We start from the raw sequence: 18547 nt of genomic DNA, 5'->3' as shown, positions 1-18547 counted from the left end.
TAAATAATCTGATTGGATATGCCGGAGAACTGAAAAACAGGACAGGAAGAGAGAATAGTTTGCGATGAAGAAGATCAGCATTTTAATTCCATGCTATAATGAAGAGGAAAATGTGGGGCCGATCAGCGAGGCCGTGGTGGAAACCGTCACCAGGGATCTGCCGGAGTATGACTACGAGCTGGTATTTATTGACAATGATTCTACGGATCAGACCAGGCCGATTCTCCGGGAGTTGTGCAGGAAAAACCCAAAGATCAAGGCGATTTTCAATGCAAAAAATTTTGGACAGTTCAATTCTCCCTACTACGGGCTTTTGCAGGTGACAGGCGACTGCGTGATCAGCATGGTAGCTGATTTCCAGGATCCGGTGGAGCTGATTCCAAAGTATGTGCGGGAGTGGGAAAAGGGCTATAAGATTGTAATCGGCATCAAGACGGGCAGCAAGGAAAATCCTATTATGTACAGTCTCAGGAGCTTCTATTACAGGCTGATTAAGAAGCTCTCCGATGTGGAGCAGATTGAGCACTTTACTGGTTCCGGGCTCTATGACAGGGATTTTATCGAGGTGCTCAGAAATCTTGACGATCCCACTCCGTTTCTGCGGGGAATTGTGGCGGAGCTGGGCTATAAGAGAAAGGAAATCCCCTATATCCAGCCTCAGAGAAGAGCGGGCAAGACCCACAATAACTTTTATAAGCTATACGACGCGGCCATGCTCAGTATAACCTCCTACACAAAGGTGGGGCTCAGGCTTGCGACGATTTTCGGAAGCATCTGCGCCGGAATCAGCATAATCGTGGCCTTTGTCTATCTGGTGCTGAAGCTCCTTCACTGGAACGATTTCCCGGCAGGCATGGCTCCTATGTTGATCGGCATGTGCTTTCTGGGCTCTGTTCAGATTTTCTTTATCGGGCTTGTGGGAGAGTACATTCTTTCCATCAACGCCAGGGTGATGAAGCGTCCTCTTGTGGTGGAGGAGGAGAGAATTAACTTTGGCACAGACACCGGGACGAATCCGGCGCAGCAGGAAGAGCATTCAAAAGAGGACGGGCAGGTCCCTGCAGCCGCAGAGCCCACAGACAGCGATCCTCAAACAGCAGAGCGTTCGGGCGCAGATTCTGACAGGACAGGAGATAATGCATGAAATTTAATGTAGATGTAGTGAGAATACGCGAAAATTCCATACAGCTGAACGGATGGGCCATCGGAAAGACGCCGGACGCGAAGATCGCCTACGACGTGGAGGATGGAGACCACCTCCATCTGGATCATAAGTATGTGGCCACCAGGCGGGACGATGTAAGCCAGATCTATTTTGGAAGCGTCCTGGATAGGGAGTTTGGATTTGACATCCAGTTTCCCTACGAGCGGGGGAAGGAGTACTACCTGGTGATCCGCGGGGAGGGGCGCAGAATCCGCGTAAAGTACAACGAGGAGCTGATCGCAAAGCGCAGCAGCGTCGCCCACAAGAAGATGCAGAAGATAAAGGATCTGATGAATATGGAAACCGTCCGGGTGGCCTATGATTTCTGGAAGGAGAACGGACTTCGGGCGCTGATCAAAAAATCTAAGCACAAGATCCAGGGGATTGACAATGACTACGACTATGGAGAGTGGTATGAGCTGACCAAGCCCACAGAGGAGGAGCTTTCTGAGCAGAGAGCGACCGTATTTGAGTATATGCCCAAGCTCTCCATCGTGATTCCGGCCTACAAGACGCCGGAGCGGTATCTGAAGGAGATGCTGAATTCCATTCTTGCCCAGACCTATGAAAACTGGGAGGTATGCGTGGCAGACGGAAGCCCGGCGGGAGAAGGAATCGAGAGGGTGCTCAGGCGGTACGCGGAGAAGGATCAGCGTTTTAAATATGTGATTCTGGGGGAGAATAAGGGAATCTCCGGGAACACCAACGCTGCCATGGACATGGCAGTGGGGGATTTCATCGTGCTGGCGGATCACGACGACACGCTCCCGCCGCATGCGCTTTTCGAGGTGGCGAAGGCCATCAACGAGCATCCGGGAGCAGATGTGATCTATTCTGACGAGGACAAGATGGATATGGACGGCGGCGCCCTCTTCGATCCCCACTTCAAGCCTGACTTCAATATCGATCTGTTAAGGAGCGTCAACTACATCTGCCATCTGTTTGTGGTAAGCCATGATCTGGCGGCCCGGGTGGGAGGATTCAGGCAGGAATTTGACGGCGCCCAGGACTATGACTTTATTTTCCGCTGCACGGAGGGAGCCTCAGAGGTCTGTCATATCCCCAAGGTGCTGTATCACTGGCGCTGCCACCAGAATTCCACCGCCAGCAACCCGGAGAGCAAGCTCTATGCCTTTGAGGCAGGCTCGCGGGCCATTATGGCCCACTATAAGCGGGTGGGCATTGAGGCTGAGCGTGTGGAAAAGGGAGTGGACTACGGAATCTACCACTCCATCTACAAAATCAAGGGCGAGCCTCTGGTGTCAGTGATCATTCCAAACAAGGATCATAGGCAGGATCTGGATCTGTGCATCCGCTCCATAAGCGAGCGGGCCACCTACAAAAATCTGGAGTTCATCGTGGTGGAGAATAACAGCACCGAGCCGGAAACCTTTGCCTACTATGAAAAAATTCAGAAGGAATTCCCCAATGTCCGCGTGGTAAGGTGGGAGCGGGAGTTCAACTATTCCGCCATTAACAATTTCGGTGTGACCTTTGCAAAGGGCGAGTACCTGCTCTTCTTAAACAACGACACGGAGCCTATTGAACCGAAATTTATCGAGGAGATGCTGGGTCTGTGCCAGAGGGACGATGTGGGAATCGTGGGAGCGAGACTTCTGTACCAGGATGACACCATCCAGCACGCAGGCGTGGTGGTGGGGTTCGGCGGCATTGCCGGACATACCTTTATCGGCCTTCACAAGGCTGAGAACAGCTATTTCCACCGGGCCATGAGCACTCAGGACTACAGCGCCGTGACGGCAGCCTGCATGATGAGCAAAAAGAGTATTTTCCAGCAGGTAGGGGGATTTACAGAGGAGCTTGCCGTGGCGTTTAATGACATTGACTACTGCATGAAGGTAAGGGCAGCGGGAAAGCTGGTGGTCTACAACCCTTACGCTCTTCTCTATCACTATGAGTCCAAGTCCAGAGGACTTGAGGACACGCCGGAGAAGATTGCCAGATTCAACCGGGAGATCCGTATTTTTGCCGACCGCTGGCCGGAGATTCTTGAGAAGGGAGATCCCTACTACAATCCGAACCTGACTCTCAGAAAATCCAACTTTGCCCTCAGGGATTTAAAGAAAGAGGGCATCGGAGAGCCATATAAATTAGAGGTTTAGAGGCGGTTTTGAGAGCAAAAGAGGGAAAAACATGACAGCTACGACGACGGTAATTATTCCAAACTACAACGGAATGAAATTTTTGGAGCCCTGCTTAAAGGCCCTTCAGGCGCAGACCTATCAAAACTTTAAGATCCTTGTGGTGGACAACGGCTCCACCGATGGGAGCGCCCAGTGGCTTGAGGAGCGCGGGATCGATACAATCTTTCTAAAGGAGAACACCGGCTTTTCCGGGGCTGTGAACACCGGAATCCGGGCGGCAGATACGCCCTATGTGATCCTTTTGAACAATGACACAGAGGCAGATGAATACTATGTGGCGGAGATGGTGCGGGCCATTGAGCGCTCACCGAAGATCTTTTCCGTCAGCAGCCGCATGATACAGATGTACCATCCGGAGCTGATGGATGACGCGGGGGATATGTACTGCATCCTGGGCTGGGCCTACCAGAGAGGAGTGGGGCAGAGCGTCAGGAAATACGGCCGTTCCCGCCGTGTCTTTTCGGCATGCGCCGGGGCGGCTATCTACAGGCGGGAGGTGTTCGAGAAAATCGGCTACTTCGATGAGATGCATTTCGCCTACCTGGAGGATCTGGATGTGGGCTACCGGGCCAGAATCTTCGGATACGACAATGTATACTGCCCGGCGGCCATTGTGCGCCATGTGGGAAGCGGAACCAGCGGTTCCAAATATAATTCTTTCAAAGTGAAGCTGGCGGCCAGGAACAACGTATACTTAAATTATAAAAATATGCCTGCCCTGCAGCTTCTCATCAACGCAGTTCCGATTGGTCTTGGAATTCTCATAAAGAGAGGATTTTTTAAGAAAATTGGGTTTGAAAGGGACTATATGGAAGGTTTGAGAGAAGGATTTGCCACTGCCGGGAAGTGCAGGAAGGTAAAATTTTGCAGAGAACATCTGAAAAACTATCTTTTAATTGAGATGGAGCTGATCGCAGGCCTTTTTATCTATACATGGGAATTCGCGTCAAGAAAGCTTTCTGCGAAGGCCGGGCAGACAGCAGCCCCAATGGGGCAGGACAATGCAGCGCCGGCAGCAGGCTGCAGAGACGACGCGTAAGTACAGTCAGTTAGAATGCAAGGGGATGATGAACCAATGAATTATGATGGAGATGACGAGTTAGAGCGTATGCGCTTAAGAAGGCAGCAAAGACGCGAGGCCCGTCAGAGCCGGGAGGAGACCGGGAGAGCAGGTTCCTACCGGGAAGATTTTAATACGGAGGACAGCCGCAGGAGCACCTCAGGAAGAGAGCATGGCAGGAGCCCGCAGGCGGCGAGATATACCTCTGATGAATTTGGAGCGCAGTACGGCACTCATGAACGCAGCGGCCATGGAGCCAGAGAGCGAAGCCGCAGAGAGCAGGATTATGCAGAGCGCGGCCATCGCGCAGGAAGCCGTACCTATCGGGAGGAGAGCAGGCCTGGAACAGAGGGAAGGCGCTCCCGGGGGGAGGCCGGTTCCCGGACAGGCGGGCAGGAGCAGAGAACTTCCGGGTCCGCATCCTTTCGCTCTGGATATAACGGCCCTAAAAGCAGCGCAGGGGGCCGCAAAGGAAGAGGAGGCCGCGGAGGGCGCAGAGGCTTTGCCGGTTTGGATCGGAGAAAAAAGATCCTTGTCATTGCAGGAGGAGTGATTCTGGCCCTGATTCTTCTGGCAGCAGCAGCCCTCGCCTATGTCAACCACGCGATTTTCGGAAATATGCAGCAGCTGGACTTTGATGAAAAGAAGGTTCAAAATGTAAACCTGAGCGATGATCAGCTTGCACAGATGAAGGGGCACTGGATGGTTGCCTGTTTTGGCGTGGACTCGCGAGCGGAAAACGGAAAGATGAATGTGGGCAAGGGAAGCAATGCCGACGTCAACATGATCTGCAGTATCGATATGGAAACAGGAGAGATCAAGCTGGTTTCCGTATTCCGTGATACATACCTGAATATCAGCGACAAAAACACCTATAATAAGATTAACGCCGCATACGCAATCGGAGGTCCTGAGCAGGCTGTGGCGGCGCTCAACAAAAACCTGGATCTCAATATTACCCAGTATGCAACCTTCAACTGGAAGGCCGTGGCCGACGGAATCAATATTCTGGGAGGCGTTGATATTGAGTTAAGCGAGAACGAGCGCTCCTGGATCAATGCGTACATCACAGAAACAGTTAATGAAACAGGAATCGGTTCCCACCAGATCGAAAAGGCCGGTCTCGTCCATATGGACGGCGTTCAGGCTGTGGCTTACGGAAGAATCCGCTACGGCGATACAGACTATGCCCGTACAGAGCGGCAGAGAATTGTCCTTCAGGCAGCTTTTGACAAAGCAAAGACAGCAGACTGGGCGACAATCAACAACGTAATCCAGACGGTAATGCCTCAGCTGGCTACAAATATAGAGATGACAGATTTGATCCCTCTTGCCAGAAATCTGAGCAAATTCCATATAGGAGATACAAAGGGATTCCCGATGGCCAGAGGAGAGGCAAACATCGGAAAGAACGGTGACTGCGTCATTCCGCAGACACTGGAATCCAATGTTGTGGAACTTCATCAGTTCCTCTTTGGAACAGAAAATTACCAGCCTTCGTCCAAGGTTCAGTCTTACAGCAGCCATATTTCGGAGGTGTCCGGAATGTACAATGAGGGAAAATCCATTGACCACGTTCCGGTTGACCAGGGATTAAATGCAAGCTCCTATATCAAGGCAAGGCAGAAGCGGGCGGCTGAGAAGGCGGCCGCGGAGCAGAAGGCCAGGGAAGAGGCTGAGGCTGCCCAGAAGAAGAAAGATGAGACTACAGAATCTCTCCAGACAGAGACGCAGGCAGAGACAGCAGACTACTTCGGTGACTGGAATGAAGAGGATTGGGACGAATTCTGGGGCGGAGGAAACTGGTATGATGACTGGGGAGATGAGGGAATCGGCAGCGATGACGGTGCCACAGGCCCAGGCGCTGAGGTGAGCGGCCCAGGGGCTGAGTCAGGAACGACAAAACCGGGAACCTCAAAACCAGGAACCTCAGCTCCCGGAAACAGTTCGAACAGCTCTTCCGGCAGCTCTCAGACGAGTCCTGGAGGAAGTACATCTGATAAATCTTCCCAGGATGAATCCTCTGGCGCCGCTCAGGGCAGCTCTGGCTCAGAAAACGGCTCTTCTGGAAGCAAACCCACCAGCCCGGGAAGTTCCGGTTCAGGCACATCCGGCCTGACTCCTGACTCACCGGCAGGAGGAGCAGGAACAGGAAATCAGGGCAGTTCTGATACAAACACTTCCGGCGGGCAGGCAATCTCTGATCCGCCGGAACAAGAGCAGGAGGCCGCAGGACCTGGGGGAAGCGCAGGGCCTGCCGGCCCGGCTGCCTGATGCCTTTGCAGAAGGGGCCAGAGCGGCAGAATCAGGTGAGATACTATGATAAAAGATAATCAGAAGCGGCTGAACCGTTTTCATGTAGTTTTAGATGCATTGGTAATCATGGCATCCTACTGGCTGGCATGGTTCGTGAGCCTTGTGCTGAGTCCTGACGTAACGGCTCACAACAGGGAAGTGATGGCATGGGTGTATATACTGGCGCTGGTGCTGATCGTTCCCGCGTATCTGATCCTCTACGCTTTCTTTCATCTGTATACGCCGAAAAGGGTACAGGGAAGAAGGCAGGAGTTTGCCAACATTGTAAAGGCCAACACCATAGGCGTGCTGGCTATTGCGCTGGTGCTGTATCTGAACGGAAAGAATGAATATTTCATGAACTTTTCCCGTCAGATGGTGGCCTGCTTCTATCTGTTTAATATTGTCCTGGAATTTCTGGAACGCAATTTTATACGCCGCGCACTGCGGAGTATGCGCTCCAGGGGATATAATCAGAAGCACATCCTTCTTGTGGGATACAGCCGCGCAGCGGAAGGATTTATCGACCGGGTGTGTGCAAATCCAGAGTGGGGATATAATGTCAGGGGTATCCTTGATAATCACAGGGAATGGGGAACAGAGTATAAAGGGGTCCGCGTAATAGGCACCACCGATGAGCTGGATGCGATTCTGGAACTCAATTCCCTGGATGAAATTGCAATTACTCTGGGGCTTAACGAATACGGGAATCTGGAACAGATAGTGGCTTCCTGTGAGAAGTCAGGAGTGCATACAAAATTCATTCCTGATTACAACAATATGATCCCCACGCTTCCCTATATGGAAGATCTGCAGGGACTTCCGGTCATCCACATCAGGCATGTGCCGCTGACAAGCCTTACAAACGCTACGATGAAACGGCTCATAGACATCTTCGGGGCGCTGGTGGCCATTGTGCTGTTCTCACCTGTGATGCTTGCTGCGGCGATAGCCATTAAGCTCACTTCGAAGGGGCCGGTGATTTTCAGCCAGGAACGGGTGGGGCTCCACAATAAGCCTTTCAAAATGTATAAATTCCGCTCCATGCAGGTACAGCCCCCATCCCAGGAGAAGAGCAGGTGGACGACTCCGGGAGATCCCCGTGTTACTACAGTAGGAAAGTTTATCAGGAAGACGAGCATTGACGAGATGCCGCAGTTTTTCAATGTGCTGAAAGGCGATATGAGCCTGGTTGGGCCAAGACCGGAACGCCCCTTCTTCGTAGAGAAGTTTAAGGAAGAAATTCCGCGATATATGGTCAAGCACCAGGTGCGTCCGGGTCTGACGGGCTGGGCCCAGGTCAACGGATACCGGGGTGATACCTCCATTGTCAAGAGAATCGAGCACGACCTGTACTATATTGAAAACTGGACTCTGGGATTTGATTTTAAAATTCTGTTCCTTACTGTATTTAAGGGATTTATTAATAAGAATGCATATTAAGGCGTGATTTTGGGCGTTATTTGGCCAAAGGAAAAGCCAGCCGCATTCCGGGACAAAGCTCCCGATAGGAGAGGCGCAGGCGCTGCTGCAGGCGGCCGCGCAGAAATGCTGTAAAGAATGAGGAAGCTACATGAGGTATGAGGATGAAATCGACCGTTCCAGACGCCGGCAGAGCCGGGGAAGGGATACGGTTAAGCGTTCGGGCAATAAAAAACCGGCGTCAAACCGCCAGAAAGAGCTGACGCTGATTACGGATTCCTTCAAGGAGGATGCGCGGCGCAGGTCAAAAATGAATGAGAGCAGCTATGAAAGGCCGAAGAAGGCCTCATCGCGGGCAAAATCCTCCAAAAAGGAGGGGAAGGAGAAAAAGAAGGCAGCCGCCCAGTCCGGGCAGCCTTCCTTCTACCGTGCGGCGGCTAAGAAGAAGGCTCAAAAGAAGAGAAGAAAAATTGCCACTGTCATTTTGGGAATTTTCCTCTTTTTAGGGATAGCGGCCTTTGCCGGCTATACGTATCTGGATATTAAGTGGAAGGGACTGACCCAGAGAGCAGAAGACTGGAACCCGGATGAATTAATCAACTTGGATATTTCTGAAGAAAAACAGGAGCAGATGGAGGGGTACTGGACTATCGCAGTCTTTGGGCTCGACAGCAGAAACGGTTCCGTCGGGAAGGGAAACAACGCAGATGTAAATATGGTCTGCAACGTGGATCTGGCTACAGGCGAAATCAAGATAGTATCCGTTTACCGTGACACATATCTGAATATCAGCGATAAGAACAGCTACAATAAGATTAATTCTGCTTTTCTTCAGGGCGGGCCGACCCAGGCCGTTAAGGCTCTGAATAAAAATCTGGATTTGGAGATTGACGACTACGCAGTATTTAACTGGAAAGCTGTGGCCGAGGCGATTAACATTCTGGGCGGTGTGGATATTGAGATTTCAAAAAAAGAATTCTACTATATCAATGCCTTCATCACAGAGACGGTGAAGGCCACAGGGATTCCGTCAAAGCAGCTTAAGAGCGCGGGAATGAACCACCTGGACGGTGTGCAGGCAGTAGCTTACGGACGTCTGAGGCTTATGGATACAGATTATCAGAGAACAGAGAGGCAGAGAAAGGTAATTTCCCTGGCCTTCGAAAAGGCAAAACAGGCAGACTGGGCTACACTTAACAATGTTATACAGACGCTTCTCGTGACAGAGCAGGATGTGGATACCAGTATTGAGCTGGGCGACATTGTCAAGATGGGCCGCGGAATTGCAAAGCTCCATCTGGGAGAGTCCATGGGATTCCCGTCAGAGCGCAAGGAAGGAAGAGTGGGAAGCAAAGGCGACTGTGTAATTCCCAATACGCTGGAGAGCAATGTGACAGAGCTTCACCAGTTCCTGTTCGGTGATGAGAACTATGAGCCCTCCTCTCAGGTAAAGACGATCAGCAATAAGATCCTGTCAGACTTCAGCGGAGGCGGAAGCTCAGGAAAGAAAAACGACACAGAAAAGACCACGGAGGCGCCGGAAACTACAGAGGCACCCAGCACGGAGACTTCCGGCGAGTCGGACGCCTACAGCGGAACCGGCTCCAGCCATGAATACTGGTATCCTTGGGAAACAGAGGGAAATGACGGAGCTACCGGGCCAGGACGGGAAACGAGGCCCCACCAGTCGGGACAGGAGTCATGGCCATATGGCGAGTCAAATTCCCATAATGGGTCCTATCCGGGAGAAAGTCAGGGAGGAGGACCGGGAGCTGAAACCAATCCGTCCCAGAGCGAGAGCGGGCAGGGCAGCAGTGATTCTGGAATTATTATCTATCCCGGAAGCGGGGCAGAGGAATCACAGGGCTCCATACCAAGACCCGGAACCGGCCAGGACACAGGCACAGGTACTGCTCCAGGCCAGGGAACCGGCATAACCGGAGGCAGTGGAAGCCAGGCTGGCAGCGCAGGAAGCGGTCAGGGCCAGAACGGCAGTTCTGCATACCCGGGAAGCGGAAGTTCTGAGCAAAGCCCTGTGCAGCCGGGGGGAAGCCAGACTTCACCGGGCGGTACAGTTCCTGGACAGAACACAGACACAGGAGTGATTATCGGTCCTGGCACAGGAAATTAGTGTGCAGGCTGATATGAGAGAAAAACCGGGCGCTGCAGAAGATACTTCTGCGGCGCCCGGTTTTTATTCTAAGGCAGAGCTGTTTTTCTGGAGATGCTTTTAGATAAACACTTCGGTCTCTGCACGTCTTGTATAGTTCTGTTCCAGCATGGACACATGGGACAGGAAGGCAGCATCGTCGAAATACTTTGCGTGCTGCGGACATTTTTTTACACAGGCCTGGCATTTAATGCAGATACCGGTGACCTGTGATGGATCCTCGGCACTTATGGAGCCCATGGGACAGACCTTGGCACAGATTCCGCACTGATCGCAGGCATCCATCCTGGTAAGGGGCTTTGCCTTTAAAAAGACAGCCGGTTTTCCGTCTGTACCCAGAGGTGTATAGTATGGGCCTACCGGATCATCGCCTCTCACCTGGACGGGAGCCGGAATTTCTGTCAGGCTTCCAGCTTTTTCAGCTGCCCGGTCGGCAAAGTCGTCGAGAATTTTCCAGTCCTCTTCGTCGGGTCTTCCTGGAGCAATCTGATCGGAAAAAACATGGCTGCAGGCCACACCGGCTCCGGCGATTGTGTGGAAACCGTTGTGTTCCAGCTCATTTCTGAGCTCAATTAAGCCGTTGTCGAAATTTCTGTTTCCAAAGGTGACAACCGGAACTGCCAGTGTTCCGTCTCCTTTGAAGAGGGTCTGAACTGCCGGAAGCATCTTGTTCGGAACACGCCCTGCATATACAGGAGTGCCAAATACAACTAATTCCGATGGGCCGAAATTCTGCAACTGTGTTCTGTTCTTCGGTAATGTAAAATCATAGGATTCCACAGAAACTCCAAGTCTTTCTGCAATCCTTTTTGCGATTCTTGTGACTACAGCCTCCGTGTTTCCTGTCGCACTGTAGTACACTGCCTTTACTGCCGTAATATTCATTTCCTTTTCTCCTTCTTATATATTTTCACCTGCCGGAACTCAGAGAGACTCTTTCTGACGCATACAGGAAGAGATACAGTTCCGATGCAGATTTGAGTGTGTGGGAATTCATCCGGCTTTCAGCAGTAAATGCTGAAACCGGCATGCGCAGATATAATGACTGCAAAGCAGTCATTATATCACAGGCACAGCCTGTGAGCGTCAGTCGCCGCTCGTCTCGTGTGAGCAAGCTCCCACAGGCTCGCTTGCGCTCATTATATCATAGATCTCACAAAAAAGCACTGTTTGCTCTGGAGTGATGTGCCATACTTGTTCGTGAAGAGTTCAGTTGCCTTGAATTTATCATGAACAGGGACACGATCAACTGGATTCTGAAAAAACTGAATACAGGAGGTCGAACATGGAACATTTACCAAAGAAAATCCATCACTACGGCATCAGCTATACGCTGGTGGGAGACTACTACATCCCCTATCTGAAGCTGCCGGAGGAAAGCCGCCCCATCGGGCGGTGGGGACGGATGCACAAGGCGTTTCTGCAAGAACACCGTCCCGGCCAGTACAATGAACTGCTTCTGTCGGGAAAACTCTGGACGTATCTTGCCGATCTGAACGAGCAGGCCGATGACCGGCTGGCGTGTATCATCTCGCAGATGCAGGCGGCGGAGGGCGTTAGCGAGGAACTGAAAATCTGTGATCAGCTGGCCTGGGTCGGAGCCATGAACAGTATCCGCATCCGGGCAGAGGAAATCATCCGGTCTGAGATGATTTATGTTTAAGGAGGTGCCTGTCTATGAGATACCGTATCGAATACGCCGATGGACGCTACTGTAACTTTGCAAACGGTAGGGCTGAACTGCTGAAATGGCTGAAACTGCTGAAGCAAGAGGAAATCTCCGACATCCGCAAAGTATATAAAAGCGGTGTGTCGGATTCCGTCTTGGAAACATACCGGAATTATATCCGTCCAGCATAAGGAGGGGCGCTTATGGGTACAGATATAGAAAAACTGGTTGATTTGATGATTCAGGAGCGGATGCAGAGCCAGTTCGCTAAATGGCGGGAGGCAGAAACCGGCAAGGAGAAAAAAGCTGACTACCTTCGCTTGGAAACCGAGTATGAAAAAGCGATCAGCGCATTGTCTGAGGAACAGAAGAACGCTGTAAGGCACTACTGCGATTCCATCTTCGATTCCGGTGCAGAAAGCGAATGCTTCTTTTACCGGCTGGGCCTCAAAGATGGCATCCGTCTTTGGAAATTTATGAAAAAGCTGATGAAAACGGTCAGCTAACGAATGTACAACAACATATTTTATTCCGCCCACATGGGCGAAAGCCGTCCAACGGTACAGGTTGGACGGCTTTTTCACTACCTACGTTTCTTCCGCTTGGGCGCATAGTACGGCTGCGGCTTGGCCTTCCCCCTCATGTTGTTGGGATTTTTGAGCATCTTTGACAGGCTCAGTATCCGCAGGAAAGCTGAGAAATCCTCCGAGGAAATCTTCTCGAAGGGTATCTGCATTCTGTCGCAAAATTCGTGGATTACCATTTCCTCTTGGCTGCCCTGTTCGAGCGCCTGTTCAAACTTTTCCTTGACGTCATCCAGCGTGGGCTGCGGGTCGGCGGTGGTCTTGTCCTTCAAGTGGGCTTCCCGTATATCCCGGACAATGCTGTCCAGGTCATCGTGCATGACGTGGCTGTAAAAGTCGCTTTCCTGCACCTGCCCCAGTTCCAGAGTCCGCACATAGAGGTCATCTTCTCCGGGCGCATATTTGCTGAGGACAGTCTGCCGGGTGGCCTCCATCACCAGATTCATCTGCTCCACCCGCATATTGGCGATCCGGTCGATACAGATTTCCATATCCACCATCAGCCGCCGGAAGTTCGGGTGTGTAGCCAGTTCGCAGAGAAGCCGGTTGTTAATCTTACCGCTCCGCAGAAGTTCAATCATCTCATCGTTCAAATGGAGCGACTGCACATCAGCGTTGGGAACCTCCTTGTTATCGGTTAGCCCCATCAGATAGTCGGCGGACACGCCGTAAAAATCCGCCAGTGTCGCAATCGCAAACGGGCTGATGTCCTTATAGTCATCGCTTTCATATTTCCCCAGAGCCGATCTGGACAGGCCGGTCTTCTCTGCCAGCTGTTCCAACGTCAGGTGCTTGTCCACCACCCGCAGGTCTTTGAGCCGCTCTGGGATTGACAGCTTTGTGTACATCCAATGCCCCCTCTCTCATTATTGTTTTTTCAGTGAATACACCCATTATAGCACGATTCCATAAGCGTGGAAATATGCGGATTTCGAGCGTTTTTCCAACGTCTTGGATATACGGGAGCAGCCCCCTTTTTTCGATAGAATGGTTCTTGCAGACAGGCACTGAACCTTGAAAATCGAATGACCGACTGCAAGGGGTATGACCTCCGGGGAAGTGACGCCAGGACAGAAATCGAGCGCACCAAAGAGGCCGATACGCCGGGAGAAATTCCGGGCAGGAGCGGCTTGCAGGCAGACCGGCGGACAGAAACAAGTTTATCATGCGGGGCGCATGGCTCCGCAGCAAAGAAATGGAGGAATATCATTATGAAACTGAGCATGAAAGAAAAGAAGATTCTCTATGCTTTCGCCTGTCCCAGCCACCACAACACGGTGACACGGCTGAAATGGCTGACGGCCCTGACGGTTGACCCGGAGGCGAAACGCCGGATGCTGGGGCTGGCCCGGAAGATGGAGACGGAGGTGGACGAAAGCTGGTATGAGGCTTTTTACCACCATCTGCGTATGGAGATGGACGAGTACCGCCGTCTCAAGCGCAGCCTGCGTGTGCTGAAATCTTACACTGATTATGAGGAGGATTTGTATGACGAAGCTGTCTAAGTATGAGAAAGAAACCATCATCAACTGGAACGAGGCGGAGAACCTTGCCAGCATCTACACTTTTAACGCCAGCTTGAAGCGCAGGCTGGCCGATTTCAGCCGGAAGTATCCGTTGCTGTGCCGGTTGGAGCGCAGCACGCCGGAGGGTAGCGTGACCTATGTATTGGACAAGTCCTGGCTGTCAATCCGGCTCATCCCGCCTTACAGCGAGGAACGGAAAGCCGCCGCCAGCGCCTACGCCAGAGAGCATGGCTTTCAGGTCTTGACACCGGAACAGAAAACCGCATGATTTCGGGGCGGTTTTGGCGGAAAAGTACAGCTCTGGAGCCGCTGTTTCGTCTGCCAAATTGTTCCGGGGTATTCGGTATCACGGGGGACGCCAACGGGAGAAATGCCGTGTCTGAGGGCGTTTTCCGTGATGCCGGGCGGGAGTACAGAGGGCGGCAAGCCCTTTGTGCCTGGGTGCAGGGGCGGCAGCGCACTGCTGGGGTCAAGGGGCAACGCCCATTGGGCGGGTACAGGGCGGCAGCGCCTGTGCGGAGTGTAGAGGCGGCGAGCCTTTACTCCGGTGTCCAGAGGTGGAAAACCTCGGCCCAGGGAAAGTTGATGCCTGCGTCAACTTGTACTGGGTATTACCTGACGCAAAATTCGCAGGATTTGCGGCTTCGCCGCCCCTTCCCCGGCCCCAGAACATCTTCGCAGGAAGGAGGAAATCTGTTTGAAACTGACACGACACAATGGACGCTCCGGCAAGCATGGCACCTATAATCCCCGCCACAATGACCGCCGGTTCGATGTGGAGAACAGCGAACACATTGACGCAGAACGGGCAAGGCAAAATGTCTACTGGGACTGCTACCGGGGCTTTACCACCCATGAGTTCCGGGAGAACCCGGAGCAGCCGGATTTCAGCTTTGAGGAAATCGAGCGGATGTATTACTACGAGCATTACGGCGGCTATGTGGAAGCTCAGAACGCCCGGAATGAGAAAACCCGGCACACCGAGCGCAACCGCACTGTGGAGGACTTGCTGAAAAACAACAAGACCTGCCCGGAGGAAAGTATCTACCAGATCGGCACGATGGGAGAATCCGTCTCGCCGGATACGCTCTTTTCCATCGTCAATGAGTTTTATCAGGAATTTGAGCGCCGCTTCGGTTCCCATATCCACATCCTGGACTGGGCGCTCCATCTGGACGAGGGGACGCCCCACATCCATGAGCGGCACGTCTTTGACTGTGAGAACCGCTATGGGGAACTGTGCCCCCAGCAGGAAAAGGCGCTGGAAGAACTTGGCATCCCTCTCCCCAACCCGGAGAAGCCCAAAGGCCGGAACAACAACCGCAAGCAGACCTTTGATGCGGTCTGCCGGACGATCCTGTTTGACATCGCCAGACGGCATGGGCTGCATCTGGATCAGGAGCCGTCCTACGGCGGGCGGGACTATCTGGAAAAACAGGATTATATCCTGATGAAGCAGAAGGAGCAGCTTGCGGCGCAGGAGCAGAAGCTGGAAGAACTGACGCTCAAAATCGAGGACGTGGAGACGCTGTTAGATGATGTTTCCGATGCGGCCTATGACAAGGCGGTGGAGGTCGTGACCGATACCGTCCGGCAGGAGACGCACAAGGAAGATATTCGTCTGGTGGAAGAATCGAAAAAATGGGTGCTTTCGCCGGAGCGCAAGGCTCCAAAGAAGGAGCGTGAGTACGCCGCTGCCCGTCTGGATGGGGTCATTAACAAGATTAAAAATGTCATGCAGACTGCTCTGGCGAAAATCCAGCGAACGCTGATGCAGCCGGAGGTCAAGCAGGCCGGGAAGGAGCAGGTCAAGAAGAAAGCCAAAGAATCCATTATGGATATGCTGGCAAAGGCAAAGATCAACGCAGACCGGGATAACCGGGAGCGTTGGGAAAGGGAGGGGCGGATTGCCCCTACAAAGAAACAGGATATGGAGTTATGAGGCGTCTGGTTTTCGGGATTCAGATGCCTTTTTCTCTGTCTGGAGGTGAGAAAATCGAATGTGTTTGAAGCGGTGAAGCAGGCTGTCCCCACAAGGCAGGCTGCGGAATCTTACGGAATACAGGTTGGCAGGAACGGGATGGCCTGCTGTCCCTTCCATGATGATAAACATCCCAGTATGAAGGTTGACCGCCGGTTCCACTGCTTCGGCTGTCAGGCGGACGGGGATGTGATTGATTTTACCTCCCGTCTGTTCGGACTGAACAAAAAAGAGGTGGCCTTGAAACTGGCGGAGGATTTCTCGGTCAGCTATGACGCCAAAGGCCATGACCCGCCCCGTAGGAGGCCGGTCAAGAGAAAAATCAGCGAGGAACTGCGCTGCCGGCAGGCAGAGCAGAAATGTTTCCGGGTGCTGTGCGATTATCTGCATCTGCTGGAACGCTGGGAGAAAGAATACGCCCCGCAGACGCCGGAGGAAACATGGAACCCGCTGTTTGTGGAGGCACTGCAAAAGAAACCGTACACGGAGTATCTGCTGGATATTCTGCTGTCCGGCAGTATGGAGGAACGTGCTTCCGTAGTCGCTGAGTATGGAAAAGAGGTGAGGAAGATTGAGCAGCAAATATCAGAGTTTACCGCCAGCCACCCGGCAGGCCGCCATGAGCGCAGCCGAAGCCTTAGCGCCGGAGCAGAGCGTTGACGAGGTTCGGGAAAGCCTCTCCGTCACGGAGAAAGGCCAGCCCGCCAACACCATCGGCAACTGCCGGACGGTGTTCTGCCATGACCCGCTGCTGCGGGACGCCATACGGCTGAACCTCCTGACTGACCGGGTGGACATCGTGCGGGATTTGGGCTGGCGCAGGAACACCAGCGCCCTGACGGATACGGACGTGAAGTACCTGCTTCTCTATTTTGAGCAGAACTACGGACTGACCAGCGAGAAAAAGATGACGGCTGCTCTGTCCATCGTGGCGAACGAAAACTGCTACCATCCCATACAGGACGTGCTGAACGGCCTTGTCTGGGACGGGACGCCCCGCATCCGCTCCTGTCTCCATCACTTCTTAGGTGCAGAGGTCAGCGACTATGTGGAGGAAATGTTAAAACACTTCCTGCTGGGCGCGATCCGGCGGGTGTTTTCCCCCGGCTCCAAATACGAGGAAATGCTCTGTCTGGTGGGCGGACAGGGGGCTGGCAAGTCCAGCTTCTTCCGTCTGCTGGCGATCCGGGACGAGTGGTTCTCCGATGACCTGAAAAAGCTGGACGATGACCGGGTGTTTTTGAAGCTGCAAGGCCACTGGATCATCGAGATGTCGGAGATGCTGGCCACCAGCAGCGCCAAAAGCATTGAGGAAATCCGCTCGTTTATCAGCCGCCAGAAGGAAACCTACCGGACGCCCTACGAGGCCCAGCCCAAAGACCGGCTGCGGCAGTGCGTGTTTGGCGGTTCTTCCAACACGCTGGACTTTCTGCCCCTTGACCGGGCCGGGAACCGGCGTTTCCTTCCCATCATGATTTACCCGGAGAATGCGGAGGTTCACATTTTGGAGGACGAGGACGCTTCCAGAGCCTACCTGTTGCAGGTCTGGGCGGAGGCCATGACGGTTTACCGCAGCGGGAAGTATTCCATGAAATTCAGCAAGTCCATCCAGCGGCAGCTTGTGGAGGTGCAGAAGGATTTCATGCCGGAGGACACCGAGGCCGGGCAGATACAGGGCTTTCTGGAACACTACACCGGCAGCATGGTCTGCTCCAAACAGCTATTCAAGGAGGCGCTGGGTCACACCTATGACGAGCCGAAGCGGTGGCAGCTTCACAATATTAACGAGATCATGAACACGGTGGTGACGGGCTGGAAGCCGTTCTCCAATCCGAGGATGTTCGCCGGATACGGCAGGCAGAAGGGCTGGGAACGGGATGTTTCCGGCAACGAACTGCTCGGCAACGAAGATAGATTTGTGGAACTGAGCGAGGAAGAATGCCGCCAGTTGGAGCTTCCGAAGGAGTGGATCGCCTGAAAACGGCGGTCTGTTGCCGGGATGGTTGTCAGTTGGTTGCCGGGTTCGTTGCCGGGGATTTCCCTGTCTGGATACGGGAAAAGCCAGTAAATAAGGGATATTTTAATATTTATCCTTATCTCCGGCAACGAAAGCAACGAGATTTTTCAAAAAAATTCACAAAGTAAGATTTACAGGCCAGACGGTAGTTTACAGGTTTTTGGAGGTTCGTTGCCGGACTTCGTTGCCGGTGCTGCCGTCCGGCCTGTCTCTCTATGGAGGTAGCCTATGGAAAAAAGCAAAAATCAGAAGAATAAAGTCCGTTTTGTGGTGGTGCGGGAGTTCTCCGGGGAGAAGTCCATGCGGGAAGCCTTTGAGCAGCTCATTGAGCGCCAGACCTGCGAACACTTCGAGGAATGGCGTCATCAGCGGGAAATGGCAGAAAAAGCTGCGTAAAAACGGTTGATTCAGGGACGGGGACATGGTACTATAATGGTATCGTGTCCCTGTTCAT

General features: G+C 52.8%; 17 protein-coding genes. 15 read left to right on the top strand and 2 right to left on the bottom strand.

The window, feature by feature from the left end; genetic code table 11:
* Positions 1-64: 64 nt before the first annotated feature.
* The 6 genes from DW757_RS09365 (at position 65) to DW757_RS09340 (ending at position 10277) form a co-directional block, all read left to right on the top strand.
* Complete coding sequence (locus tag DW757_RS09365) at positions 65-1144, top strand: glycosyltransferase family 2 protein (protein WP_118751564.1); 1080 nt, start codon at positions 65-67, stop codon at positions 1142-1144.
* Positions 1141-3327: a glycosyltransferase family 2 protein gene (locus DW757_RS09360; protein ID WP_118751563.1), complete on the top strand. Its 2187-nt coding sequence runs from the start codon at positions 1141-1143 to the stop codon at positions 3325-3327. Before DW757_RS09365 ends, DW757_RS09360 begins: the two co-directional genes overlap by 4 nt.
* Positions 3328-3358: 31 nt before the next feature.
* Positions 3359-4408 carry a glycosyltransferase family 2 protein gene (locus DW757_RS09355; RefSeq protein ID WP_118751562.1) on the top strand — a complete coding sequence of 350 codons (1050 nt, stop codon included), beginning with the start codon at positions 3359-3361 and terminating at the stop codon, positions 4406-4408.
* Between the two features lie 36 nt (positions 4409-4444).
* Entirely contained in the window at positions 4445-6703 is a 2259-nt protein-coding gene (locus DW757_RS09350; RefSeq protein WP_118751561.1) for an LCP family protein, read from the top strand.
* Positions 6704-6748: 45 nt separating this feature from the next.
* On the top strand, positions 6749-8167 hold the full coding sequence (locus DW757_RS09345) for an undecaprenyl-phosphate glucose phosphotransferase (RefSeq protein WP_118751560.1): 1419 nt from the start codon (positions 6749-6751) through the stop codon (positions 8165-8167).
* A 130-nt stretch (positions 8168-8297) separates the two neighbouring features.
* A complete protein-coding gene (locus DW757_RS09340; RefSeq protein WP_118751559.1) occupies positions 8298-10277 on the top strand; it encodes an LCP family protein in 1980 nt (659 codons plus the stop codon).
* A 99-nt stretch (positions 10278-10376) separates the two neighbouring features.
* Here the strand turns inward: DW757_RS09340 and DW757_RS09335 are convergent, their stop codons facing one another.
* Positions 10377-11201 carry an EFR1 family ferrodoxin gene (locus DW757_RS09335; RefSeq protein ID WP_118751558.1) on the bottom strand — a complete coding sequence of 275 codons (825 nt, stop codon included), beginning with the start codon at positions 11199-11201 and terminating at the stop codon, positions 10377-10379.
* A gap of 400 nt (positions 11202-11601) precedes the next feature.
* Between DW757_RS09335 and DW757_RS09330 the strand changes: the two genes are divergently transcribed.
* The 3 genes from DW757_RS09330 to DW757_RS09320 are packed head-to-tail and all read left to right on the top strand — an operon-like array spanning position 11602 to position 12491.
* The gene (locus DW757_RS09330; RefSeq protein WP_118751557.1) at positions 11602-11979 is read left to right on the top strand and encodes a TnpV protein; all 378 of its coding nucleotides are present in this window, start codon (positions 11602-11604) and stop codon (positions 11977-11979) included.
* Between the two features lie 14 nt (positions 11980-11993).
* Positions 11994-12176: a hypothetical protein gene (locus DW757_RS09325; protein ID WP_055219873.1), complete on the top strand. Its 183-nt coding sequence runs from the start codon at positions 11994-11996 to the stop codon at positions 12174-12176.
* A 12-nt stretch (positions 12177-12188) separates the two neighbouring features.
* Positions 12189-12491, top strand: a complete 303-nt coding sequence (locus DW757_RS09320) for a hypothetical protein (RefSeq protein ID WP_117518998.1) — start codon at positions 12189-12191, stop codon at positions 12489-12491.
* A 77-nt stretch (positions 12492-12568) separates the two neighbouring features.
* Here the strand turns inward: DW757_RS09320 and DW757_RS09315 are convergent, their stop codons facing one another.
* Positions 12569-13417 (bottom strand): helix-turn-helix transcriptional regulator, encoded by an 849-nt coding sequence (locus tag DW757_RS09315; protein WP_118751556.1) that lies wholly within the window; start codon positions 13415-13417, stop codon positions 12569-12571.
* A 363-nt stretch (positions 13418-13780) separates the two neighbouring features.
* Here DW757_RS09315 and DW757_RS09310 point away from each other — a divergent pair, with 363 nt between their 5' ends.
* From DW757_RS09310 to DW757_RS17385, 6 genes are all read left to right on the top strand, one after another.
* Positions 13781-14074: a hypothetical protein gene (locus DW757_RS09310; RefSeq protein ID WP_118751555.1), complete on the top strand. Its 294-nt coding sequence runs from the start codon at positions 13781-13783 to the stop codon at positions 14072-14074.
* Positions 14058-14363 (top strand): molecular chaperone, encoded by a 306-nt coding sequence (locus tag DW757_RS09305; protein ID WP_118751554.1) that lies wholly within the window; start codon positions 14058-14060, stop codon positions 14361-14363. The genes DW757_RS09310 and DW757_RS09305 overlap by 17 nt, the downstream gene beginning before the upstream one ends.
* A 429-nt stretch (positions 14364-14792) precedes the next feature.
* Complete coding sequence (locus DW757_RS09295; RefSeq protein ID WP_118751552.1) at positions 14793-16037, top strand: serine/arginine repetitive matrix protein 2; 1245 nt, start codon at positions 14793-14795, stop codon at positions 16035-16037.
* Positions 16038-16082: 45 nt separating this feature from the next.
* Positions 16083-16736: a CHC2 zinc finger domain-containing protein gene (locus DW757_RS09290; RefSeq protein ID WP_118751551.1), complete on the top strand. Its 654-nt coding sequence runs from the start codon at positions 16083-16085 to the stop codon at positions 16734-16736.
* Positions 16696-18054 carry a virulence-associated E family protein gene (locus tag DW757_RS09285; RefSeq protein WP_118751550.1) on the top strand — a complete coding sequence of 453 codons (1359 nt, stop codon included), beginning with the start codon at positions 16696-16698 and terminating at the stop codon, positions 18052-18054. Before DW757_RS09290 ends, DW757_RS09285 begins: the two co-directional genes overlap by 41 nt.
* A gap of 267 nt (positions 18055-18321) precedes the next feature.
* Positions 18322-18489, top strand: a complete 168-nt coding sequence (locus DW757_RS17385; RefSeq protein WP_009891878.1) for a hypothetical protein — start codon at positions 18322-18324, stop codon at positions 18487-18489.
* The last annotated feature ends 58 nt before the right edge of the window (positions 18490-18547 follow it).

This window comes from Clostridium sp. AM29-11AC (assembly GCF_003480545.1).
GTDB classification, from domain to species: Bacteria; Bacillota; Clostridia; order Lachnospirales; family Lachnospiraceae; genus Otoolea; species Otoolea saccharolyticum_A.
The sequence above is the reverse complement of the archived record's forward strand: the minus strand, read 5'-3'. Positions and strand labels throughout refer to the sequence as shown.